This window comes from Paenibacillus sp. RC84, assembly GCF_041260495.1.
Taxonomy (GTDB): Bacteria; Bacillota; Bacilli; order Paenibacillales; family NBRC-103111; genus Paenibacillus_F.
In genome coordinates this window covers 200041-223599 of the sequence record NZ_JBGBYL010000007.1, presented here as the reverse complement: position 1 = coordinate 223599, position 23559 = coordinate 200041, and the positions used below count along the sequence as shown (strand labels likewise).

Genomic DNA, 23559 nt, shown 5'->3' with positions numbered 1-23559 from the left:
CCGATTCTCACTCATGTACTATCATTTTTCCTAGTGACGAACCGTCATAAAACGGTTTGACAAAACATCACGTTGAGAGAAATGACTTTCTATCACTAGCGATAATGACAATCCCCCGGTGATAATGAGCTCATCAAAACGTACCTAATGATTACGGAAAAGGATGTGAGCTTGATGGAAAATCAGTCAATATTCTGTTAACTCTTTAGCTGAAAAGTAAGCTAATGAATGAAGAACAAACTAATGAATGAGGAAGGAAAGGGTTACTATGATATCTAATGCGGCAACGCTCTCTACCAAGGAACAAGTTCATCGTGCCAGAAAAGGTCTTCTACTCTTTTTAGGCATCCTGCTCGTTTTTTCTATTATCATGAATATAGTCGTAATCTTGACGAAGAGCATCCCGCTCATCATCGTGTACATGTTTACGCCCGCGCTCTCTTCCATTCTAGCCCGAATTCTCTTGCGGGAAGGGTTTAAAGACGTATCGTTCAATCTCGGCAGCGCGAGAATATGGAGAGGCATCGGGTTGGCCGTACTGATACCTATGATCATCTGTTTCATTACCTACTCCATCGCCTGGTTCAGCGGACTGGCAATATTTCAACTTCCTGTGGACGGTACGTTAGAACCGATCTTCCATATTCTCGGACTGCAGCATCTGCCAACCCCGCTGAATTTCATTCTGATGGTCGTCGTGACCGGAATTCTGGGAAGCTTGATCAACCTGATCCCGGTTATGGGGGAAGAAGTCGGCTGGAGGGGGTACATGCTGACAAGGTTGGTCGATGCCAAAGTTCAGCGTCCCATCCTCGTCAGCGGTTTGATCTGGGCAACCTGGCATGTTCCAATCGTGGTAGCCGGTTTATATGTAGCAGGGCCGTCCGTTATTCTCACTGTAGCCGGCCTCTACTTATGTATCGTTCCATTCGGCTATATTATCGCCTATTTGCGGCTTGCCACAGGCAGCGTCTGGCCTGCGGTTATCATCCATTCCGCGTGGAATGCCGTTGTTCAAGGACCATTCGCGCGTGCAACTGCCGGAAATCACACTGAAATTTGGGTCGGAGAAACCGGTATAATCACTGCTCTTATTATCATTATTGCCGCGATCCTTGTATCCCGAAGACAAAGCATTAAGTTAGCCGGAAAGTTTGCTGATTAATTGCTGACAAAAAACAGCCTTCGCCCGGCCGTACACCGAATGAAGGCTGTGGACCTAAACTTAAGGAAATCAAATAACATAAAGGGTTCCACATATTATGCAAGACTAATATGTGGAACCCTTTATGTTTAACTATCGTATCCCGGATCGGATCCCTCGATAGTAGCAGCGTGTTACCATGTATTCATTGATCTTGACTACACGGCGCTGATCCAGCTCCTGGATTTCTTTAACGGATCGACACAAATTTCAAAATAGGTGGACTCCGCCTCTATCTGAAATTGTCTACATACTCATGCAGAAAGGCGTCTAGCGTGCGTGGCTCTCTGCCGAGCAAGCGCTTCACAGTGTCATTTGGACTTTCTTGCACCACCGTAGACATGGTTTGAATTTCCACAACGTGGTTCGCGAGCCAAGGAGGCATATGCCCGTTCTCCATAAGATTGCGGAATAGTACTTGGGGTTCCATGTCGATGTAGCTTATCGGCCGATTAAGCAGGGCGGATAGTTGACTCGCGATCTGGGGATAACTGAAAATCTCCGAACCGGTAAGCGTATGTATTTGGCCGGATACCTCGCGGTTGGTCAGAACTTCTGCGGCAACATCTGCGATATCGCGACAGTCAATGAAATTACACGCTGAATCGCCCATGGAGCCGAAGAAAACATTTTGGGTTGTGATCGTTGGCGCAAGGCGCACTAAGTTTTGCATGAATGCATAAGGGCGCAACACGGTGTGGGTGAGACCCGATTCCTTCAGCGTTTTCTCGATTTCTTGATGCCAGCCCGCCACTGCCACTGGAGAACTCTGCTCAAAGGCAGGGCTGGATATTTTTACGATGTGTTCGATTCCAGATTCGGCGGCAATCTGAATGATTGAAGTTTCCAATTCGATTTGTCTTGGACTGTTGGCCATGGCAAGGAAGAGCTGGCTAGCACCTGTAAACGCGCGGCGCAGCGATTCGGGGTCGGAAGCATCCGCCGATGCGATCTCGATAGTCGATCGGCCTTTTTCTCCGATCTGATCACGCAACTTCTCTGGCTCTCTGCTCAGCGCCCTGACGGGTACGCCAAGATCAACCAAACGTTCCAAAAGCGCACTGCCTATCGTACCTGTCGCTCCCATAATAACTATCATTTTTTTCTTCTCCTTTTGGATGAAAAATTAGTTGTGACCGCAAGACGCCACCGCCATGTCACTATCGTGCTTGCTATGAATCCAGACAACGGGAAATCGATCCAGACACGATCGACCCAGGCCAAGTGATTGCTCGGAATCATAATTTCTAGTAAACCAGATGTCATCCATGCGGCGTATAGGCCAAACGTGGACCCGGCCAATGCGAACACCCCTACCACAACCAAGTGAGGTGCACCGATGACCCATCGTATATGGCTCACTCGGCTGCGCAACAATAGGCCAATCATCAAGGCCATCAAGGCCGATGCACCGCCGATTGTGGTCAATGCCCCTATTTGAAGATTCCTATCGGCAGTAACCAATCCCCCGATACCTGCCATGATGGCAGGAGCAGCATAGGCCATTACAACTTCACGCCATAGTACAATAGTCTTTTTCTTGGAACCAGCAGCCTTGATGCCGTGAACATCATCTGTCGGATTCGGGTATTTCATCTGGTACATTTAGTTGCTCCCTTCTTCTTTGAAATCATTCAACGATTGCTTTCAGCGAGATATAATTAGTTTCCTAACTATATGAGAATAAAAATAGGCTAGCTTCACTAGCCTATTCTACTCGTTACTGATAGTTCCCTTTGGTTTCGAGCCTAGTTCGCCCGTAAGTGCTGAGATGCCTTGTGTAACACGGCCTAGCAAGTCGAGAAATACGCTGCGCTCATCGATATTGAGTAAGCCCACCATTGCTTCCAGCCGAGCGAAATGCTCAGGAGCCATTTCACGGAGCTTCTTCGCCCCTTCTTCCGTCAAAATGACCGATCTCTGACGGCCATCGTCTGAGCTTGATCGCCGAGATACTAGGCCATCTCGTTCAAGCGTGTCGATAAGACCAGTCACTGTAGCACGTGTAACGCCTAGATGCTCCGCTAATTGTGAAGGCAACTCTTCTCCTTCGTTATCTTCAAGATCTGCCAATAAACGATATCGCCCTGTTGATAAACCGAATCTAGAGAAATGAATCTCCGAGGCATGTCCAAGCTTGGCTCCCGCCGCCATTAGCCTGGACGCGACGAGTATAGCCTGTGCGTCTATGTCTAGGTTATAGCGATCAATCTGACGCTTGGATTGTGCAAGCGAGGGAATAGCTTCAATGTCATTTATTACTTTATTCTTGTTGTTCATATATGTAGTATGGCGCCTAATTACTTTTGTGTCAACACATTTTTATAACCCATCAACACCCCGCCTTTCTTCATATCTGGAACTGAATTCCTCCTCGGTCACTAAGGCTCGATCTCTCTTTTATTACGCTAATGAAATTAATGTTCTTGTTGGCTCGTAAGAGGCGATGAATCAATATCGTGCACATCCGTACATCCCAAAGAGCAGCTGCCGCAGCAAACTGCTCTTTGTTTTCTTAAAACTTTAGTTTCCCGTTAACGTAATGATTGAATCTGTTTCTTGATGATTACATCAAGTATCTTCCCGTGATCGACTGCTCCGCATGGATGATCTGCGGAGGTGTGCCCTCGAACACCACCTGCCCGCCCTTGCTGCCTCCGTCCGGTCCCATATCGATAATCCAATCCGCTTGGCTGATCACATCGAGGTTATGCTCGATGACGATCACCGTATTGCCGGCATCCACGAGGCGGTTCATAATCTCCAGAAGGTGGCCGATATCTGACATATGCAGCCCGGTCGTCGGCTCGTCCATCACGTAGATGCTGCCTTTCTTATGCAGCTCGCTTGCCAGCTTGATTCGCTGGCATTCCCCGCCCGAGAGCGTGCTGAGCGGTTGGCCGAGTGTAATATAGTTCAGCCCCACATCGCTCATCGCCTGGAGCTTGCGCACAACCTCTTTTAGCTGGAAAAAATCCAATGCCTGCTCCACCGTCATCTCCAGCACTTCCGCAATTGACTTTCCGTTCAGCTTGTACGCGAGTACCTCTTCCTTGAACCGTCTCCCCCCGCATACTTCGCATGGCAGCTTCACGCTGTCGAGGAATGCAAGGTCGGTATATACAACACCCAGCCCTTGGCAGTTCTCGCAAGCCCCCTTGGAGTTGAAGCTGAACAAGCCTTGATTGACTTTGTTCGCGGCAGCAAACGCCTTGCGTACATCGTCCATAATGCCCGTGTAGGTCGCGGGATTCGAACGTGTCGACACGCCTACCGCCGACTGGTCGATGACGATCGCATCCGGATGCTGGCCGAGGAATACTTCGTTAATCAGCGTGCTCTTGCCCGAGCCGGCCACCCCCGTAACTACTGTCAGCACTCCGGTTGGGATGTCTGCACTCACATTCCGCAGGTTGTGAAGTGTGGCATCCTTGATGGACAACCTGCCGGATGGCTGCCTGCAATCCTGCTTTATCTGGAGCTGCCGCTTCATATGGGTGCCGGTCAATGTCTCTGCCTCCAGCAGGCCTTGGAAGCTTCCTTCATAGACGATGGTACCGCCGCGGCTGCCGGCATATGGACCGACATCGACGATATGATCCGCCACCTTGATCACATCGGGATCATGCTCGACGACGATCACGGTATTGCCCTTGTCGCGCAGCTTCTGAAGCAACTCATTTAACCGGTGTACGTCACGGGGATGCAGGCCAATGCTGGGCTCATCAAAGATGTACGTGACATCCGCCAGACTGCCGCTTAGGTGTTTCACCATTTTGACCCGCTGCGACTCGCCGCCGGACAATGTATCCGTCTCGCGGTCCAGCGTCAAATAGTCAAGCCCGATGTCCACCAGATGCTGCAGCCGCTCTGTCAGCGACTTAACGATCGGCGCGGCGACAGAATCGTCAATCTCCCGAATGACGCGAATGAGCTGGCCGACCTCCATGGAAGACATCTCCGCGATGTTGAGTCCATTGACTTTGCAGCTGAGCGCGGCCTGACTGAGTCTCGCGCCGTGGCAGCTGGAACAGGGACCCTCGGAGATGTACGGCGCAACTGTTTTTTGTGTGCGCTCGGACTTCGTCTTCACATCCTGTTTGATGTATTTGTTGGTGAACTTCTCAATGACGCCTTCCACCGTAATGTTAATTGTCTTCCCTCCGAAGAGCGTCGCCACTTTCCTCGCCTTACCGTACAGCAGTTGTTCCAGCTCCTCCTCCGAATAATCGCTCAGCTTCTTGTCGGGATCGAAGGGCCCCGACTGTACGATTATCGTCCAATCCATGCTGTCCACCGAATAGCCCGGCAGCAGAACTGCCCCTTCATGGAGCGATTTTGACATGTCCAGCGCCTTGCTCATGTTGATGCACAGGCTGCGACCGATCCCGTTACATTCGGGACACATGCCTTGCGGATCGTTAAAAGAGAACATGTTGGCTTGTCCGACATAGGGCTGACCCGCTCGTGAGAATAGAAGACGGAGAATGGGAGAGATATCCGTAATCGTGCCCATCGTGGAATGGGAGCCGCCGCCCAACCGCTTCTGATCGACGATAACAGCCATACTCAGGTTTTCGATCGCGTCCGCATCCGGCTGCGGATAGCGGGGCAGGAAAGTACGCACGAACATGCTGAAGTTCTCATTCAGCAAGCGCGTGGATTCTGCGGCAATCGTATCGAAGACGATCGATGACTTGCCGGATCCGGATACCCCGGTGAATATCGTGATCTTCCGCTTGGGAATACGTAAGGATACGTTCTTTAGATTGTTTTCCCTGGCAGCCGAGATGACGATATATTCCTGATTAGATTCGCTCATGATTGACATCCTTCCGATAGTTAATTTCCACTTGAATTCACATTGTACCATCCGCCGTACATAGAAAATATCAACCTGAGAGGTGATGCGAAAGCTCTTCTCGGTTTGAGGTCTAGAGATAGCTGCTCCTCATGCTTCTGATGAGTACTGGAATCCGGACTATGTAAAGTATCCTTTTTGCGTTATCCACTTCCTCCCATAAGAACGGGGCTTAGCAAATGGGTCGATCACATACTAGCTTTATCCATACGCACTTAGTGTAAACATATCACGAAACGACAAGAACTTGGCAGATTGTCCGGAAAAGATAGTAAACCGGCTGCAAACGATATGCAGCCGGTTTAGGTTGATTCGGGTCAAGCATGGTTCAACTATCGTCCCCATTAGTCTTAGCCTACAGGAAAGAGATAGTTAGCACCGAATGTGGTTATTGTTCCAACAACTTTTCAAGATTGCCGCACCATTTGGTCCAGCCATACTTGGCTCCATTAAGCGCTTGATCATTTGAAATGCCGGTTTGTTCAAGGTGAAGGTTAACCTTCCCGTCTCCTAAATCCTGCAGCGTCCAGGTGACCGTGTGTTTCTCCCCGCTGGCCCAAGTATAAGACAACCGGTTGGGTACGTCCACGACAAGCACTTCGCCTTCAATAATTCCGTTCCACCATTCGGTCGGCTGCGCGCGAAACTGAAAACGGTGTCCTACGACGGGCTTAAAATCATTCTCCATCGCTTGGCCCGTGTGGATGTCGGCCACCCATTTGGCAAGCTTGCTCGAATCGGTTAAGGCGGCCCAAAGCTTCTCAATCGATGTCTTGTACTGAAAATCCAGGGACAAGGTTAAACTCATTCTTCTTCCTCCTCTAATAGTCGGTTCAAGCGCAATAAATTCGTACTCCAGAACTTGCTGTAGAAAGCCACCCAATCTTGAATTTCTCTGAGTGGAGAGGCGTTTAGCCTAAATCGCGTTTCTCTGCCGACTTTACGGTCAAGTACCAGTCCGGCTTCTTTAAGGATGGTCAAATGTTTGGATACCGCTGTACGGCCCATTTGAAACTGTGCCGTTAATTCATGAAGAGGTATCTCCTCTGCTTCTGCTAACAGATGAATTAGCCGGCGCCTAGTTGGATCTGCAATCGCGTCAAACACATCCCGCAACTGATGGTCCTCGCTCACAACACCCTCTCCTAGTTGTTCATCGATTCTCTTATTGGCCACCATTTGGTGACACTTTTATTATACGACACCATTTGGTGTCTCGTCAAGCGGAGTAGCGGTCGATCACACTTTTAAAGTTTGTATGAACTTGCATGCATAAAGAGGTCGAACATCGCCGAGATGGAGGTCTTTCTGACAAACCCGCAAGAACATTTCGAACCGTTCATCGTTTTGTATAAGGAGTATGTGGGCCACCATCGGCCGGCCGCAACCCTCGTCGGCGTATCAGGTCTGGCATTCCCTCACCAACTGATTGAAATCCGCGCCGTCGCACACACCGGCTAACCTAGCCATATGAGACCTTGAGAGTCCTATCGGCGATTAGCCAAACACCTCTATACCGATAGCAGTGAGATACTGCAACTGGCATAGAGGTGTTTTTTTAGCTTACTGAAAAAAATCAGTTGCCGCAGCTAACTGCCGCCCTTGTTTGTTGAACTGTAGCTTTCCGTTAACGTAGTCCCCATTCTCCCACTTGGATACAAGACCTTTGTAATCAACGCTTTTTAGATAATCTCGTACATCACCTCTGCACCACCTGAACCTTCTCTGGCTTTCGTCTCTCTTCATAAGACCGTCCGTTACATGAATCGTATTGCCATCGTAATCAGGACAGACCGAACTCCTTGGCAATATCCATCGTCAGTTTGGCGAGCACCCTTTTATCGGCATCCTCGGCTTTCGTGTAGTTAGCCGCCAACATGCGAAGCACATCTTCACGGCTGCGAAACAGCTGCGGAAAGTCTGCCAGCAGCGAACGGATATGCGCGTCGTCGTAGATCTGAGCTTTCACTACCAGTTCAGCGGCGTAGTCTTTGTGGTATTGGTACAATTCTTTTATCTTAAACGTGCGTGTAGTTCGTATCGCCCTCTTCAGAAACGTGAACGGCGCCTTTGTGCCCGTATCGGCCTTCAGCACAATGTCGAATACATCGCTGTTCCCCACCCAGAGCTTCATATAATCGGGGGAGGTTCCTTTAAAACGGACCGAAAATCGAACATGCTCTCCGGTTCCCTCCAGATAAGGATGCAGGTGTGTCCGGATTGATAATGTTTCGCTCCCCTTCAGGCTGCTGTTACAAACCGAACAGCACGGAACAAGATTATACATGGAGATCGCCAAATAAAGATGCGTCGCTTTATCCAGAAAATGATCAAAATGGGGCCGGACTCGCCCATTGTCGGAATTGTAGGTATGCGTATATTGCCGGTTACAGTACACGCATACTTGAACGCCAAGGAGCTTTGCGAGCCGGTATGCGCCCCATTGGGACGGATCGTAACGTTTTGAGAACGCCTCATAATTGAACAGCTTCTGAACTTTTTCGGGAAAAGATACCGAGTTCTTTTTTTTAGATTTTTTCGGTTGTCTTATTTGCGCGACGACAGCCGGATATTGCCCTTCGATTTCCTCTGAAAATCGTTCCAGATCCTGCGGCGATCCGATCAATATCGTTCTAAGCTTGGTCCGGACATGCCGGAGAAAAGCTCGCTGCTCTCGGGACAACCGGTCTGCCAAATACGTATCGATCTTCTTCTCGATCCTGGTTTCGTAATAGGCCAAATGCTCCGCAGCAATATCATGCAGATTAACCCTCCGGTCTTGATTAATTTGAATCATTGCGACGCACCGCGCAGTTCGTCAATTTGCCGCTGCAGATCGCTGATTTGGTCCTCGATGTTCAAAAAATGAACAGCGATTCTGTCGTTCAGCATAGAAATAAGTTTGGCTTTGATAACCGGTTCCCCGATCAAATGGATCGTTTTCTCAATGCGCTCCTTATTCGCCTTAATTTCCGATGTCTTGCCGTGCACCAGCAGATCTATAACCTCGTTAATTTTGCTCTTGGCGAACTCACCGATCAACCCGTTTTCCATAAAAAAAGAGTGGGCCAGCAGCGTATGAATGTTCGAAGCAAACGTTTGTTTATGATCGTCCAGCCCGTCCACTACTTGACTAAGTACGCCCGATTTTCGCAAAAAAATAATATTCGATGCCGGCAAATCGGAAACGATAAACGGCGAGTTCGAGGTTATCATGATCTGTACGCTGCGGCGCCGTTCCTCGGACCGAAATAATGCGGCGAAAAATTTCAATAGATGCAGAAGCAGCGACTTTTGCCACTCGGGGTGGAAATATAATTCGCCTTCGTCAATCATGATCAAAATATGGTCATGTTTAATTACGTCATGCTTCATTAACGTTTTAAACCGGGCGTACATGCTTAGCAGCGCTTGTTCGCCGGAACTTAAATCTCGCCAGTCATAGACGGCATATTCGTGGGTAGCCAAGGAACGGGCATACAAACTAAAGAAAGACTCGAAGGTGTCCGATTCACTGACAGGCAAGCGCAGGCCTTGATTTTCAAGAGTAAACTTGCCTTCCCGGGTTTCCAGAGCCAAATAACGGTACAGCGCCACGGTTCCGCCAATGATCCGTTTTACAGCGTTCATGCCTTTGCCTCTTTCCAATTTTAGCCTTACGGTTTCCAGCCAGTAGATCACACGATCGCTCCAAGTCTTTCCGTGAGCAATGTTATAAATTTTAATATGTTTCGCTACATGATGATCAGAGTCCATATTGCAAATTTCAACGAAAATATGATTGACAAGCGTTAACAGCAGCCGTTCTTGAAGCGTACCGGCTGACACTTCATGCTCCATCCGTTCAAAGAGTTTAGACAGCTCTGGGGACGAATTGGGCAGCTCATCCAAATCCTCGTAAGTAAAATTAATACTAAGCATCTCCGGCTCCGCGAATGGCAGGTTGACGTCTAGATGATAACGCATATTGAGCAGATGAAGCTGCCGTTCGATCTCACGGCACCGGTATACAGCGACTTCATGGGTTTGTAAATATTGCGAGTCTTCCTTTACGGCGGACAACAGATGGTTGGTGGAAAGATTCACTACGTCCTTCGGTGTCTGTTCACCGCGCAGATCGAAGATGTTTGAGAAATAAACGGACGTCATTGCCTGCAAATCGGGTATTAAACCAATCCTTGTACGCGAACCGTTCCCGATTTCTGCCGGGATTTTAGGAGATTGACTGATGTAGGGCCGCCGTTTGAACTCGGGTACTTGGCCTGAGCGGCTGACGGTAAGCTCCATCCCGAACGGAAAATAAACGGCATAATTTCCTTCCGTATCCTTAACAGCTACGATTGTGTCCTGTAACACGCGGCCTGTGCTGATCTGCCGTTTGATCAAATCCAGCAAGGAGGATTTGCCGGCTCCGTTTTGTCCGACAATAGCGGTTACGTTGCCTATATATGCAAGATCTTCGTCATCTGATTCCGGGCTAAAAAAGCCTGGAATGTAGTGATTATTCGGCTTAACCGTCAGCACCGACGTATCAGTGTTATATTGAAATCTAAAAGCTCCTCCGAAATTAAATCCCTGACGTTCAAACAGTCCGTTGTAATGATCCACCCACAAGTAAAGTAGTTCCATAAACCCATTCCCTTCGGCGCGAAAATACCCAGAATATAGTACTTATCGCCTATACCTTAATACCTCCGTTCTCTACATGTCAAGCATAGTGAGCCGTGATTTCCCAACGAGCGGGCCTTATGATTTTGTCTTCTTTCGTCTCCCATAAACGACGGAAACAAATATTTTTTGAACAGAAGAGGTATGATTAGGTATTCAAAAAGAGAGACGGGGAAATTTCCCAGCCATTCTTGGGTACTATATAGATAGAAATCCCCCTGAATAAATAGTTTGGCCGCTGGAAAATGGCTACGATGATAACAGTGACGCGGCCCAGCTTAATCATACAGATAAAAGTCTGCCAAAAGCCGTCGTTAATCAGCTTCCGGCAGACTTTTGTTTTACTTCACTAATTCGATTTCGATTGACTTGCCGTCGACTGCATCGAATTCAACTGTGGTTGTCGCGGCGCCGGTGCTGAGGATGCGCGCTTCGCTGTTTGCCTTTTTCAAATGCCATAGGCCGTTCAATGTCACCGTGACCTTCTTCAAGATGCTCTGTTTTAGCACGTCGGCATTCGGTATCGACTGGTTCGGATATTTAGGCAAACGCAGATCGGGATCGGCGACGCTCAGTAAGACTTCATTCGCGTCCACCTGCTGGACGATCGCCGTAATCGGATCACTGCTGCTGTACAGCAAACCCTTGTTAATCGGCGTGCTGCTGTTAAAGATCGCGTATCCCGTCAACAGCTTGCCCGGCTCGGTATTTTGAACGATATGCGCGCTGCTGTCCTTCTGCAGAACGGTATATTGGGTATTGTTCGCGAAATCGGCTGTCCCCTGAGCGCCCGCTCCGACTTTAATCGCGTACTCATAGCCGGAAGACGCCGGAGCCGTGCCATGATTAATATATGCAGTCGTATAATTGCCGGACGTATCCGCGGTTCCCGAGCTGTTCTTGGAATGTTGTACTCCCCGTTCGATAACCGTGCCTGCCGGATTCGGCAGCACGTACCCGTTGCCGTATGGATCTACGATCCATGCTTTGCTTGTTCCGGTAACGGTATTCGTATAAGTCGGGCTCACGATAGGAGTAGTGGAATTATACCAGAAAGGCGTCGAACTGCTTGGCATATACGACTGAAACAGCACGGTTTCCGTCGGATGTGCATCATTCGTATTAACGATATCCGAGCCTAGGCTTACCAATTTATCTCCGAAGAAAAAGACGGATTTGTTCGCTTTAAAGCTCGTATCATAAACGGTATCGTGAAGCTTCATGGCGAAAAGACCATACTGGTTTTTAAGCGACGCGCCACCCGCAAACGTGCTGTCTGTAAAAGACCGCGTCGGCCCGCCCTCGGGAAGCGCAAGTTCGTTCAGGGACAAATGCTTCACGGTCGTCCCCGGCCAGCGGCTGAAGTCCCAACCCGCGCCTACGTTAATCCCGCTTTCTATAATACCGGAAGTCGGACCGTTATTGATAATCTGCAAATTGCCGTAACTCTGATACCGGCCATATATATTTTCCGAAAGATTCTCCGTCGTTTGCGGGTCGAATTTATTGGACGCTTCGAAATCCCAGGCGTATTGGCTCCAGCCTTTGAGTCCGACCAAGCGGTCGTTGATTCGGTTAACGGCAAGCGCACCGTACGGCTTTACCCAGAAACCTTGCGGATTTGCTTTCGGGCTGAACCCTGCTTTCGAGAGCGAATCCGCCAGCTGCAAGCCGCCAAGTGTATCCAAATAAGAAACGCCATATGTATCTGCCGAAGGGAACAGTTCATTTTGCAGCAAAATCGACTGCGGGTCCCACAATCTCATGAAGGTGGCGGCTAATTCACTATCGGTCGGCGTCTTCGCAAGCGCCAAATAAGCGTATGCCGGCAAAATGCCTGTGAGCGGCCTTGTTTGACCGGGGAAACGACCCGTCGCACCGATCGGCATATCGTATTTATTGGAAAACTGCTCAATGGTGAGCAGGCCTTTTTTGATGTTGCCGAACGCGGCATCGGACAGCGCAAATGGCGTGCCATTCAGGAAATAAGCGATCAAAGACGCGGCATGAAGAGCGTCTGGCCCGTAAGCGTTCAGGTACACGCCTCTGTGATGGAATAGCGAGCCGTCAGGCTTGATCGTTCCCGCAAAGCCGGGAGCGGTTTGCAGAGCTTGCTCATACATGCCGATCAGACCTTTCATGTACTGGACTTTTTTTGGCGTATGATCCATACCCAGCACATAGAGCAGATCGTACAGAAATTTCGTCCGGAATTCGTCCGGCGTCGTTTCTACATAAACGGAATTATCGAATGTTTTGCCAAAATTGGAATACCAGAAGCTCGTTCTGGACTCGCGTTCAAATATTCCTGCTTCCTTCAGTTCGTTGCGCATTAAGTAAACCGCGTGGAAATATCCGTTGTTTTTATTCATTTCATGATCCTGCGTACCGAGCGCGCTGCCTTCCGCCCAGCCTTGATCGTTCATATAATCGAGCACGTCGATTACTTTCTGCTTGCTGGCCGCATTTCCATTTATCTTGTAGTCAAAGACGAGTGGAAGGAGCACTCTTTTGCTTATATCCTCACCGAATTTGCGTAAATGCGGGTCGCGGCTTGCATACAGAGCGTCGCCGGTTATCGAACCGTCCGGATGTCTTGCGATATGCAGCGTATTGTATGCCGCAAGCCCTGCCGTAATAAAAGCCTGAAGCGAGTCGTATCTCGTTTTGAGCGGGCCCGTCAAGTTTGCATATTGGAGCGCATCGCCATAAATCCACTTTTCATATTTGTCGGCAATCGCGTCAAACGCTTGGATTTGCTGCTGGGTGATCGTCGGTTCCACCGGAATCGTAGGCTGCTGCTGACTGTACAGATAGACATTATCCCAAGTACTGGCGCCTACATCGATACCGGGTTTAGGCATCTGGTAATCCGCGGACCGCGCTTTAATCATGGATGAAGAAAACTCCAGATTGTCGAAATAAAGACTGCCCGACGGAACTGAAGCGGGAGGAACAATCTGCATCAATTCGAGCGCATTGCTTTGACTTTTCGTGTAGGCAGGGTTATTCCCCTCCTCCCTAAACTTAACCCAGACGGCCCGCCACCCCTTGAAGTTCAGATTCACGCCGAAAGAGTAATGGTAAATGCCGCTGTTGATTTCGGTGATCTTGCCAAAATTAAACGTAACTTTGTCATTTACCGGCGATTCGTTGTAAATCCACACCTTCATGCCGCCGTTCTTGACGTTGGCAGCAGCCAGATTAGCCGGCTGGGTATCGCGAAGCTTAGACCCGTTCGACCAGGTCCATCGCAGACTGCTTTGCCCATGCTTGTAATGCTTGCCGGAAACCGCTGCGGAACCGCCGTTCTCCACGGTCCATGTTGAGGGAACGGCCGCCGCTTCAAAGGATTCGGTCTGGGAATAATCGTCTGCGGCTAATGTCTTATCGGGAAAAGAAAACCAGGCGCTCGCCGATATCGCTATTGCCGTCAGGAAACTGATCCCTTTTTTCCATACACGTGCCCATCTTTGATTCATCATTTTTCCTCCCTTGGATATGTTCCTGGCACAGGAACGAATAAATATGAAAGAAGCACGCTTTGCCTAAGGACAGGGTTCCTATGTCCTTTCAGAAAACGAGCCTCCAGTCATCCAGTCGGCATTTGTTTCAGTTGCGGTGAAGCTATTTTAATTGCTTATAATCCTCTTCGGTAAAGTCTTTATCCGGATTCCAGTTCGGGAACGTAAAGTCGTTTCGGCTGACGTTGACACCGCCGGATTTTATCTTGCTGATCGCATCGTCCAAGCCTTTATCGGCTTTGTCGTTATACGCCTTGAGCGCCCCGGCCCAATCCTTCTGGGCACCCGTCAGACCCGCCTGCAAAATCTCTCCGAAAGCCGGCTTGATCTTCGGCTGCGATAAAGCGCCCAACTCGACGATCACTTTAGCCGTTTGCGGGTTTCTGACCGCATAGTTCGGACGCTCGTGCAGCAAATCTTTGTGAAGCCGGACAAACTGCTCAAATTCAGGATACGGATACAACTTTTTGTCGTTATTGATGCTTTCGATCGGGGTTAAAGCAACACCCTTGTTCAAATAGTTCTCGTAAAACAACGGCGATGCGAACCCGTTCTCGATAAACTCGCCGGCTTCCTTCGGATGCTTCGTATTGGCGGAAATCAAGTACCCGGTTCCGGTAGCCCGGTTATAATAGTATCCCGGGCTGCTGCCGTCTTGCGTAGGCACTGCGGCCAGCCCGAAATTCGCGTCCGGCGTGTCGCGTTTGATGATCCACATCCGCGCGCGGCCTTCTACAAAAAACGCGGCCTTCGCCTGCCCGAACAGGACAGTGGCCTCTGCCAGCTTCATTGTATAGGACGATGGCAGGATACTGCCGTCGTTCTTCAATTCGTTCAGGAAGTTGAAGGAATCAATCGTCGCTTTGGAATCGAACGCATAAGTTCCTTTTTTATAGTTAAAACGATAGGAGCCGTCACCCACCTCTTCCTTGTTCAGACCGGCCGCCAGCCCGTCGACAATTTTGGCGATCCCCGAAGCCGTGGCGCTTTCGCCTCCACTGAAGACGAGGCCGTAAACGTCGCCTTTGCCTTTTTCCGTGACGGTTTTGGCCATGCTGCGCAGCTCGTCCCACGTCTTCGGCGGCTTTTCGGGATCAAGGCCCGCGTTTTTAAGCACATCCTTGTTGTAGTAGAGAATGGAAGTCAGGACAGGGCCGGTGATCGGCCAGGAATAGGTTTTGCCGTCGATAAGATTGACGCCTTCCTGGAAAGAGCCTTCGGCGAACTGCTTCTTCCAGTTGTCCGAAACAATTCCGTCAAACGGCAGCGCCCACCCGTTCGCGACGACCGTCCGGACATCCGTGTTTTGCGGCGTAACGAAAACATCCGGCAGCTCATTCGAGGTTGCGGCGGCTTGGATTGCCGTATGATATTCGGCCCAGGGCATATATTTGGCCTCGACACGCACTTTGCCTTTATGCTTTTCGTTGTAGGCTTTGACCATACGCTGCCCGGGGCTGTCGTCGCCTTTCAGAAAATCGTCGCCCCCCCATAAGGTCAAAACAACCTCTTTGCCATCTTCCGGCGTCGTTTTGGTGTTCGCTTCTGTCGCTTTGTCGGAAATGCCCGAGCATCCGCCCAGAAGCAATGCGGCGCATAACGCAAGCGCCCCTCCCGCTTTCCATTGTTTGTTCGACATTGGTTCTCCATCCTTAGTCCGATCGGACATTATTTTTTTAAGATACATGCTATCCTTTTACGGCTCCGGCAACTCCTTCGATAAAATAACGCTGGAGCGCTATAAACACGGCAAGAATGGGTACCAGCGCGATGCTCGCCGCTGCCGCCATCCCCGTCCAGTCCATCGTCTGTTCGCCGACAAACTGATACATTCCCACGCCGAGCGTGCGAAGCTCGGGTTTGGACAAGGTGAACACAAGCGGCATCAAAAACGCGTTCCAGGTCCACATGAACTGCATAATGGCGGAAGTCGCGATAATCGGTTTGGCCAGCGGCAGCATAATTTGCGCGAAAGTGCGGAAAAATCCGCTGCCGTCCATTTCGGCCGATTCTTCCAGCTCCTTCGGCAGGCCTCTGAAGTAGGCGACGAAAAGCAGAATAAACAGCACGTGCCCCCCTCCGACTTCCGCCAGAATGACACCCCAGATTGAGTTGTTCAGCCCTATTTCGTTGACTAACATGTAGGTCGGGATGATCGTATAGCCTTTGGGCATGAACATCGTGGCTGTGATCGCCGAGATGAACAGCAGCCTTCCGCGAAAACGGTAGCGGCCGATCGCATAGCCTGTGAGCGAGCAAACGGCAATGACAATGAGCACGACAGAGACGGTAACCACAACCGTATTCCAGAAATAGACCGAGAAATGAGCCGTCTCCCAGGCCCGCTGGTAATTAGCGAATTGGAACTTCTCAGGCAACAGCGAGATGCCCGATGTGATGTATTCCGTGTTCGTTTTGAATGAGGACATCAGCATCCAGACGAACGGATAGATCCAAACGATCCCGACGCCGATGAGCCCCAGATGGGCTGCCACAAGCAACGGTGAACGGCCGCCCCGTTTTCTTTTCATGATGACCCTTCCCCTTTCTATCATCTACCCGCCTGCGGATTTTCGCCCGCCGCTCAGCCTGACAAACAGTCCCAGAAGCAGCGAGATAAACATCACGGCTATGCCGTATACAACACCTGCGGCAGAAGCGAAGCCGATCCTCGCCTCTCCTTTTCCGGCGAACGCATACCGGTAGATATAGACATCCACCATATCCGTCTTAAAAGCGGGACCTCCTTCGGTCATCGATTTCACCAGATCGAAAACATGCAGCGCATTGACTGCCGACACCAGCAAAATCACGCTTCCTACCGGAATAAGGAGAGGCATCGTGATATAGCGAAACAATTGCAAGTGAGAAGCCCCGTCGATGCGGGCCGCCTCAAACAGCTCTTTCGGCAGGGATTGGATGCCGGCGAGCCAATAGATCAGCTTCATGCCGAAGCTTTTCCATATGCCCACAAGAATGACAATGAGCAAAGCGGTATCTGCGGAGCCGAGCCAATCGATCGGCTTAAGAATGATTCCAATCCGGAGCAGCATTTCATTGACCAAACCTTTGTAGGCTCCAAAAATGAAGCGCATCACAAGTCCGACCACTGCGGTCGTCGTCACCACCGGCAAAAAATAAATCGTCCGGTATATGACCTTGCCGCGCATCCAATCCGCATTCAGCAGCAGGGCCGTCAACAGCGCGAGAGGCACCTGAATGCCGACAAGGCAAACCATGAAAACCAGGCTGTTGCGAAACGCGTTCCAGAACAGCGGATCGGTCAGTGTTTCCCGGAAGTTGTCCCACCCGATAAACGCATGCAGCGGTCCGTAACCCGACCAGTCGAAAAAAGCATACACATAGCTCATCGCAATGGGATACACCGTGAAAAATAAAAACAGAGTCAGCTGCGGCGCAATAAACAGCCAACACCACAACGCTTTCCGGTTGCGGTAATGAAGCCTGGAACGCTTGTATTCAGCGCTTCCGCGGGAATGGTTTTGCACAGCAGTTTCCATCATGTGCCCCTTTCTTTTAAAACCCGGCGCGGAACTCCTGATTGCATAACAAAAAGACCTCTCCCATGAATGTGTTCAATGGTAGACGTCTCCGGTCGTCCGGTATTCGTCATGCGAATCGTCACGCAAAGTTATCTCGGCTGCTTCCCTCAGGCAAGCGCATAGATCGGGGATAACCACGCGCACTGGCCGTTAATCTGTCGGATTTCGACGTGATACACGTCGCACTCGGACTCAACGACATCGTCGCCCCAGGTTTCTCGCAGCGTATACAATCGTTCTTCTACAGCACGGTGAATCATGAAGGCTTCCGAATTATACGCCCTTAGATGGGTAGTACGGTTACCTTCAAGCAGTTCTCCAATTGTAGCCTTGATGAGGCCGCCATTTAGTTCCACGTTCACAACCGTGTCGCGGTCGCCCTCCACTTCGAGAATGAGTCCTGCCGTATGAGGATGAAGCGTGGTCGGATTGCGGAATGTCGTACATGTCCATTCGACCAACGTATCGTTTTTCCGAGTGATTTCGTTACCAAGCTCGTTCATGGCAGGGTCGTCCTTCAATTCCGGCGTCGGGGCCAGTATGCTTCGACCGCGGAAGCACGTCTCCACCGACAGAAGTTTCCCTGCATGAATCTCTGCCTTCCCCTGCCAGGCATATCCGTTCTTTGAATTGCCCCAGCCGCATTCAACTTTCACTTTATATTTGAAGCTTCCGGCGTCAGAGATCGGCTGCGGTGCGGTCAAATCTTCGCCGTTGAATACTTTGAACGGCTTCACGTTTTTGAAAACGACGACTTTGTCGATTTGATCGCTTGCCGTTACCTCCAACGCGAAATTCCGCTTGGCGCCCTGCACTTCGCTGCCTATCGGTGCTCCGTTCAGCGTAAAGCTGCAGCGAATTTTATCGCCCGTCACGGCATAGGTGCGGCGCGCCAGGATCGCGTCCCAGATCGCTTCGCGCGTCTTCGACTCGGCCAGAACGGCCAAACGGCCGTCGCCGTATGAGCCCGGATACCCGGCATGATGATCCGTCGAGCCGACGAAACCGAAACGAAGCTTACGCTTCAGCGCCGCATACACGCTCGATCTTGAATCCCTGGGACCCATATCATGGTAATATGGGTAGGGACTGTGATCCGATAAGCCGCTGCCGTGCTTGGAGTACACTTCCACAATCGGGCTGACTTTCGGATCAAAGCTGTCCCAATTGCCGCCGCGATAACCGGGCGTGTAACCGACATGATGCGGCACGGCGATGACCCTGTACTCGCTTAACTGCTCCAGGATCGCTGCCGTCGAGCTTCCCCCGACTAACGGAAGATCGTCATCCGGCGATACAAAGTGGTGGTCGCCGTAGCGGCTCGAATGCGCTTCGTAGCCTTGAAACGTAACAAACTCGTGCGGGACATGGAACGATTTAACCGTTTCGCGCACTTGTTCCCAGTTGCCGCGCAGTTTGGCGAATCCCTCCGTATGGAAATCCACGAGATATTCAAGTCCCTGCGTGCGGTCCGGCATATCGTGCCAAGAACCATGCCCGATAATGGCGCAAAAATCCAACTGGCTCTTGGCGGCTTTCAGCGCGTTTTCCAATCCGCCAAAGCCGTAACTGATCCCGCAGTGGTTATGTAAATCTCCCCAATATAAATTCATTCTCTACTCCTCTCCTGTCTTTCCGCCAAGATTGATGACCGGTACCGGCATCGTTCACCAGAACGTTTCTTTCTGCCCGCGCAGTTTCGCCAGCGCTTCAACGAAAAAATAGTCGCCGTAGATCAACCCGGCGTCGATATTTTTGTTCGCAGGGAAGTTGCCGGTCCCATGCAGTAAGATCGCTTCGTCTTTGTCCCCCCAGACAGCGTAATGCTCGCACAAAGACTTCAGAATCCGCCTCGCATTGACTCCATAGCGTTTGCCGGCCGCCTCCTCTTTCTCCAGCTCGGACAAAAGCAGAAGTCCGCTCGCCGCAATCGCCGCTGCCGACGAATCCTTATGAGCCCGCTCTTTGTCAGGGAGGTTGAAATCCCAAGGCGCCACATTATCCTCAGGCAGATGAGCCAGAAAAAAATCGGCGATCCGCCTGCTTCCCTGCAAATAGGCTTCGTCTCGCGTATAGCGGTAGAGGAGCGCCAGTCCATACAGCGCCCACGCCGACCCTCTCGACCATGCCGAATCCGGGGCGTACCCTTGACCGCCCAGTGCTTCGATCCGTTCACCCGTTTCCGGGTTGAACGCAACGATATGACAGCATGAGCCGTCCTCGCGCACAAAATGCCGAAGCACCGTATTCGCATGCTCTACCGCGATATGCCGGTACCTTGGATCGCCGGTTACAACAGACGCCCAAAGCAGCAGGCTCAGGTTCATCGTGCAGTCGATAATCGCCCAACCGGCGTTACTCGGCGGGCCGATGCCGGATCCTTCATTCCAGGCGCGGATGAATTTCCCTTTCACATTGAATCTTCCCGCCAGCCAAGATGCTACTTTCAGCGCTCGGATTTTCGAAAGCGGATTACCCGTCAGTTTGTAATTCGCGACTGAAGACGGCATCCAAATAAAACCGACATCATGATGCAGGTTGACGAAGTCATCTATACCCGCATCCAGCTTTTGCTCGCATCGTTCCGCCGTGACCCGCAGCGTCTCATTGAGCGTATCCCGGTAAACCAACCACAGCAGTCCCGGCCAAAATCCCGCCGTCCACGCATGGGGTCGGGTACGGTCATATGAGCCTTCATGAGATACATGAACGAAGTTGTCGCCAATAGAAGCATTCAGTCGGATGACTTTGGCAGCCGCAAACTGCCATGCTTCCTCCACCCAATTCATTTCTGCATCTGTCAAAGGCATTTCATCCCACCTCTTTATCATTTTCAGTGCTTTTGAAAAGGTCCGTAATGGGACAAAAACCGTTCATAAGCATCCTCCGGCACTGTCAGCATATCTGCCGTATCCCCCATATGGGCTCTAAGCGCGCTCAGCATCGAATCGATTCGGCTGTGTTGTTCCGGAAGAAACGCAAGATTGCGCATCTCAAGCGGGTCGGATTGCTGGTCGTAAAGTTCGATAAACAGTTCGTCTTTAAACATGTCGACAATCAATTTGTAAACCCCCTCCAGGACACACCGCTGAAAATTACCCCGAGCGCCGTTGCCGTCAAACTGGATAAATATCCGCTCTCGGTCGAGCCGTTCATCTTTTCCGTCAATCAGCGGCATTAACGAAATGCCGGATACGTTTTCCGGGGCTGCGATTTGAAGATAATCGCATAGCGTCGGCAGGACATCGACACCGCTGACGAGCGCGTTGCTGCTGCGGATCGCCGGAGAAAAGCCGCGCGGAAATTTGAGGAAAAGAGGGGTGCGGACCGCCTCTTCATACATGCACATCTTCTGCCAAAGCCTATGGGAGCCGAGCATCTCGCCATGATCGCTGGCAAAAACGATCAGCGTCTCGTCGTAGATCCCCTCCTGCTTCAACTGTCCGATTACCTCACCGACACAATGATCCAGCAGCGCCGTCAGACCCAAATAGACGTTCCAAATACGTTTCCATTCCCGGCGAGAATACGTGCTACCGAGCAGACCCGGCAAATTGTACAGCTGCAGAGGAGATTGATTATCGCCCCACTCACCGACATTGTCCGGCAGTTCCGCATCTTGAATCATGGAATACCACGGTTCGGGGATGTGAAAAGGCGGGTGCGGCGCGACAAACATCGCCGTAAGCGCGAACGGCTTGTTCCGGTCGCGGCTCTGAATCGCGTGAAGACAATCTTTCAGAATAAAGCCGTCATAAAAATAGTCCAAACCCTCCTCGTAGCGTCCGATTGCCGGTATCGAATAATTCCGCATGCGTGTGACGGCGCCATAAACTTGCTCGGGGACAGGACCTTGATAAGCTTTGCCGCCGGGCTTCGGCTTCTCCCGCTCTTTCAAGAACGCTTCGTACCGCTCTTCCAGCGGAAGCCAGTGCGTCTTACTGTCATGAACATGCTCCGGCTTCACCTCGGCAAATAAATGCTGTTTACCGGTATGCCAGCTGTCCCACTCGCTTTCCAGCAAATCATACCAGTGCGTATGATCTGCACGAACGTTGCCGTGCCGCCTCTCTTGTTCCGTCCAAGCATTAATGAGCGAACCGGTCACGTTCGGATATTTCCCCGTTAAGAATGAGCCTCTGGCGGGAACGCATAACGGGGAGGCGCAGTAGGCTCTCGTGAAATCTACGCTTTCTGCACGGAGCCGGTTCAGATTGGGCGTGTGGCCGCCAAAGGCATCCCATCTCAATTGATCGGCCAAAATGAGCACGACGTGAGGCTTATCCGGTTTACCGCTCAATCTTCGACACCTCTCTTCAACAATCACAACACTCTAAAATACTTAAATTCACATTGAATTACTATGATATAGCGAATTAGACTCATCATAAGGCCTCGCCCATTCTTTTGTCAACATTTAAACTATCTTTGAAATCTGTTAGTATGTAAGTAAACTTATTTACTTGCATGTTCGAAGATGAAAGGAATGGCTTATGGAAACTATTCGCAAAGTTGTGGATCAAAAAGGCAGCAAATCGGCGATTATTCAAACCCTTCGCCTCTATGGTTCGATGTCCCGGATCGAATTGGCGCAGCGGACGGAGTTAAGCCGGGCCACGATCTCGATGTCGATCCAGGAACTTATCGAGCTGGGCATTGCCCACGAAACCGAAATCCGGCAATCGACAGGGGGCAGACGTCCGACCGATGTAGAGCTGATGCCGCATACGCATCTGGTGCTGGGCGCTGACCTGAATCAGCATGGCTGGATGCTGGGCGCTTTCGATCTGCTGGGCAACACGGTGGACAGCAGGCCCATCACTTTCAGCCGGCTGACATCGGAAACTGCTTTTCGCGCCTTGGTTGATGAATTACCCGCCTTTATTTCAAATCTTGACAAAAGACCGATGCCCCTCCTCGGCATTTCCTTGCCCGGCATCGTTGATTCCAATCAGGGCGTTCTGCGAAGCTCGGCCGTGCTCGGATGGCAGCAGGTCGAATGGGGCCCCCTTTTCGAACGGGAGCTCGGATGGCCGACAACGCTCATTAACCGCAGCAGAGCGCGAGGATTATCGGAGTGCCGCTACGGCTCGGGGAAAGAGCACCGGCATATGATCTACATCGGGATCGACGCCGGAATCGGCGCGGGCATCTATGTCGACCGCGAATTGATTCACGGCGCCATTGGCGGAGCCGGTGAGATCGGCCATACGACCGTGACCGACAACGGGCCCCTCTGCCCTTGCGGCAACACCGGCTGCTTGCAAACCTTGTCGGCTGCACAGGCAATCGAATTGGAAGCGCGCAGGCTGCTTCGTTCGGGCGCCGCTTCTTCCCTGCAGCCGCAAACCGACTCGGACCTGCAGCTGCTGCGGGCCGAACATGTTTGCGCCGCCGCTGAGCACGGCGATGAGCTGGCAGCGCAAATCATCGAGAAAGCCGGGTCTTATTTGGGTACGGCTATGGCCAATCTGGTTAATCTGCTTAACCCCGAAGCCATCATCCTGGGCGGTCCCATCCCTAAAGACAGCACTTTGTACGTGAAAACGGCGGAGAAGGTCATGCGACAGCGGGCAATGAGCACGCTCTCATGGGATACCGAAGTGAAAGTCGGACAGTTCAAGGAGATCGGCGGTGCGCTGGGCGCGGCAAACTTTATGCTGGATAAACATTTGTCGTTCTCTTATCTGGCGCCTTAAAACAAAAAAACAGGAAGACGCCTAAAGGCTGCGTCTCTCC

At 51.0% G+C, this 23559-nt stretch carries 17 protein-coding genes and 1 pseudogene; 3 read left to right on the top strand and 15 right to left on the bottom strand.

The annotated features are described in order from the left end of the window. Positions 1–268 precede the first annotated feature (268 nt). On the top strand, positions 269–1165 hold the full coding sequence (locus ABH899_RS17515; RefSeq protein ID WP_369998732.1) for a CPBP family glutamic-type intramembrane protease: 897 nt from the start codon (positions 269–271) through the stop codon (positions 1163–1165). 271 nt (positions 1166–1436) lie between these two features. Here the strand turns inward: ABH899_RS17515 and ABH899_RS17510 are convergent, their stop codons facing one another. From ABH899_RS17510 to ABH899_RS17485, 6 genes are all read right to left on the bottom strand, one after another. Then, complete coding sequence (locus tag ABH899_RS17510) at positions 1437–2303, bottom strand: SDR family oxidoreductase (protein ID WP_369998729.1); 867 nt, start codon at positions 2301–2303, stop codon at positions 1437–1439. Continuing rightward, the gene (locus ABH899_RS17505) at positions 2300–2809 is read right to left on the bottom strand and encodes a hypothetical protein (RefSeq protein ID WP_369998726.1); all 510 of its coding nucleotides are present in this window, start codon (positions 2807–2809) and stop codon (positions 2300–2302) included. The genes ABH899_RS17510 and ABH899_RS17505 overlap by 4 nt, the downstream gene beginning before the upstream one ends. Positions 2810–2917: 108 nt before the next feature. Next, positions 2918–3484, bottom strand: coding sequence for a MarR family winged helix-turn-helix transcriptional regulator (locus tag ABH899_RS17500; RefSeq protein ID WP_369998723.1), 567 nt, complete (start codon positions 3482–3484; stop codon positions 2918–2920). A gap of 286 nt (positions 3485–3770) precedes the next feature. Next, the gene (locus tag ABH899_RS17495; RefSeq protein WP_369998720.1) at positions 3771–6026 is read right to left on the bottom strand and encodes an ATP-binding cassette domain-containing protein; all 2256 of its coding nucleotides are present in this window, start codon (positions 6024–6026) and stop codon (positions 3771–3773) included. A 427-nt stretch (positions 6027–6453) separates the two neighbouring features. Beyond that, the gene (locus ABH899_RS17490; RefSeq protein ID WP_369998717.1) at positions 6454–6873 is read right to left on the bottom strand and encodes an SRPBCC family protein; all 420 of its coding nucleotides are present in this window, start codon (positions 6871–6873) and stop codon (positions 6454–6456) included. Continuing rightward, positions 6870–7244, bottom strand: coding sequence for an ArsR/SmtB family transcription factor (locus ABH899_RS17485; protein ID WP_369998715.1), 375 nt, complete (start codon positions 7242–7244; stop codon positions 6870–6872). The genes ABH899_RS17490 and ABH899_RS17485 overlap by 4 nt, the downstream gene beginning before the upstream one ends. 99 nt (positions 7245–7343) lie before the next feature. Here ABH899_RS17485 and ABH899_RS17480 point away from each other — a divergent pair. Continuing rightward, positions 7344–7526, top strand: a pseudogene (locus ABH899_RS17480) (Rid family hydrolase); the annotation flags it as partial. A gap of 322 nt (positions 7527–7848) precedes the next feature. Here ABH899_RS17480 and ABH899_RS17475 read toward each other — a convergent pair. The 9 genes from ABH899_RS17475 to ABH899_RS17435 all read right to left on the bottom strand — a co-directional run bounded on the left by ABH899_RS17475 (position 7849) and on the right by ABH899_RS17435 (position 22120). Beyond that, positions 7849–8862: a hypothetical protein gene (locus ABH899_RS17475; protein WP_369998712.1), complete on the bottom strand. Its 1014-nt coding sequence runs from the start codon at positions 8860–8862 to the stop codon at positions 7849–7851. Then, positions 8859–10694 carry a hypothetical protein gene (locus ABH899_RS17470; RefSeq protein WP_369998709.1) on the bottom strand — a complete coding sequence of 612 codons (1836 nt, stop codon included), beginning with the start codon at positions 10692–10694 and terminating at the stop codon, positions 8859–8861. The genes ABH899_RS17475 and ABH899_RS17470 overlap by 4 nt, the downstream gene beginning before the upstream one ends. 380 nt (positions 10695–11074) lie before the next feature. Beyond that, complete coding sequence (locus ABH899_RS17465) at positions 11075–14215, bottom strand: chondroitinase family polysaccharide lyase (RefSeq protein ID WP_369998706.1); 3141 nt, start codon at positions 14213–14215, stop codon at positions 11075–11077. A gap of 145 nt (positions 14216–14360) precedes the next feature. After that, positions 14361–15896 carry an ABC transporter substrate-binding protein gene (locus ABH899_RS17460; protein WP_369998703.1) on the bottom strand — a complete coding sequence of 512 codons (1536 nt, stop codon included), beginning with the start codon at positions 15894–15896 and terminating at the stop codon, positions 14361–14363. 49 nt (positions 15897–15945) lie between these two features. Then, positions 15946–16788 (bottom strand): carbohydrate ABC transporter permease, encoded by an 843-nt coding sequence (locus tag ABH899_RS17455; protein ID WP_369998700.1) that lies wholly within the window; start codon positions 16786–16788, stop codon positions 15946–15948. Positions 16789–16812: 24 nt separating this feature from the next. Next, entirely contained in the window at positions 16813–17781 is a 969-nt protein-coding gene (locus ABH899_RS17450) for a carbohydrate ABC transporter permease (RefSeq protein ID WP_369998697.1), read from the bottom strand. Positions 17782–17927: 146 nt separating this feature from the next. Then, on the bottom strand, positions 17928–19433 hold the full coding sequence (locus ABH899_RS17445) for a DUF3604 domain-containing protein (RefSeq protein WP_369998694.1): 1506 nt from the start codon (positions 19431–19433) through the stop codon (positions 17928–17930). Between the two features lie 54 nt (positions 19434–19487). Next, entirely contained in the window at positions 19488–20630 is a 1143-nt protein-coding gene (locus tag ABH899_RS17440; protein WP_369998691.1) for a glycoside hydrolase family 88 protein, read from the bottom strand. A 23-nt stretch (positions 20631–20653) separates the two neighbouring features. Continuing rightward, positions 20654–22120, bottom strand: a complete 1467-nt coding sequence (locus ABH899_RS17435; RefSeq protein WP_369998688.1) for a sulfatase family protein — start codon at positions 22118–22120, stop codon at positions 20654–20656. A 193-nt stretch (positions 22121–22313) separates the two neighbouring features. Here ABH899_RS17435 and ABH899_RS17430 point away from each other — a divergent pair, with 193 nt between their 5' ends. Then, entirely contained in the window at positions 22314–23519 is a 1206-nt protein-coding gene (locus ABH899_RS17430) for an ROK family transcriptional regulator (protein WP_369998685.1), read from the top strand. Positions 23520–23559: the final 40 nt, after the last annotated feature.

Coding starts and splice junctions, on each gene's coding strand:
- ABH899_RS17440 (WP_369998691.1), bottom strand. CDS start 20,630: ATGCCTTTGACAGATGCAGAAATGAATTGGGTGGAGGAAGCATGGCAG.
- ABH899_RS17445 (WP_369998694.1), bottom strand. CDS start 19,433: ATGAATTTATATTGGGGAGATTTACATAACCACTGCGGGATCAGTTAC.
- ABH899_RS17430 (WP_369998685.1), top strand. CDS start 22,314: ATGGAAACTATTCGCAAAGTTGTGGATCAAAAAGGCAGCAAATCGGCG.
- ABH899_RS17455 (WP_369998700.1), bottom strand. CDS start 16,788: ATGAAAAGAAAACGGGGCGGCCGTTCACCGTTGCTTGTGGCAGCCCAT.
- ABH899_RS17470 (WP_369998709.1), bottom strand. CDS start 10,694: ATGGAACTACTTTACTTGTGGGTGGATCATTACAACGGACTGTTTGAA.
- ABH899_RS17485 (WP_369998715.1), bottom strand. CDS start 7,244: ATGGTGGCCAATAAGAGAATCGATGAACAACTAGGAGAGGGTGTTGTG.
- ABH899_RS17475 (WP_369998712.1), bottom strand. CDS start 8,862: ATGATTCAAATTAATCAAGACCGGAGGGTTAATCTGCATGATATTGCT.
- ABH899_RS17500 (WP_369998723.1), bottom strand. CDS start 3,484: ATGAACAACAAGAATAAAGTAATAAATGACATTGAAGCTATTCCCTCG.
- ABH899_RS17460 (WP_369998703.1), bottom strand. CDS start 15,896: ATGTCGAACAAACAATGGAAAGCGGGAGGGGCGCTTGCGTTATGCGCC.
- ABH899_RS17465 (WP_369998706.1), bottom strand. CDS start 14,215: ATGAATCAAAGATGGGCACGTGTATGGAAAAAAGGGATCAGTTTCCTG.
- ABH899_RS17510 (WP_369998729.1), bottom strand. CDS start 2,303: ATGATAGTTATTATGGGAGCGACAGGTACGATAGGCAGTGCGCTTTTG.
- ABH899_RS17490 (WP_369998717.1), bottom strand. CDS start 6,873: ATGAGTTTAACCTTGTCCCTGGATTTTCAGTACAAGACATCGATTGAG.
- ABH899_RS17515 (WP_369998732.1), top strand. CDS start 269: ATGATATCTAATGCGGCAACGCTCTCTACCAAGGAACAAGTTCATCGT.
- ABH899_RS17505 (WP_369998726.1), bottom strand. CDS start 2,809: ATGTACCAGATGAAATACCCGAATCCGACAGATGATGTTCACGGCATC.
- ABH899_RS17450 (WP_369998697.1), bottom strand. CDS start 17,781: ATGATGGAAACTGCTGTGCAAAACCATTCCCGCGGAAGCGCTGAATAC.
- ABH899_RS17495 (WP_369998720.1), bottom strand. CDS start 6,026: ATGAGCGAATCTAATCAGGAATATATCGTCATCTCGGCTGCCAGGGAA.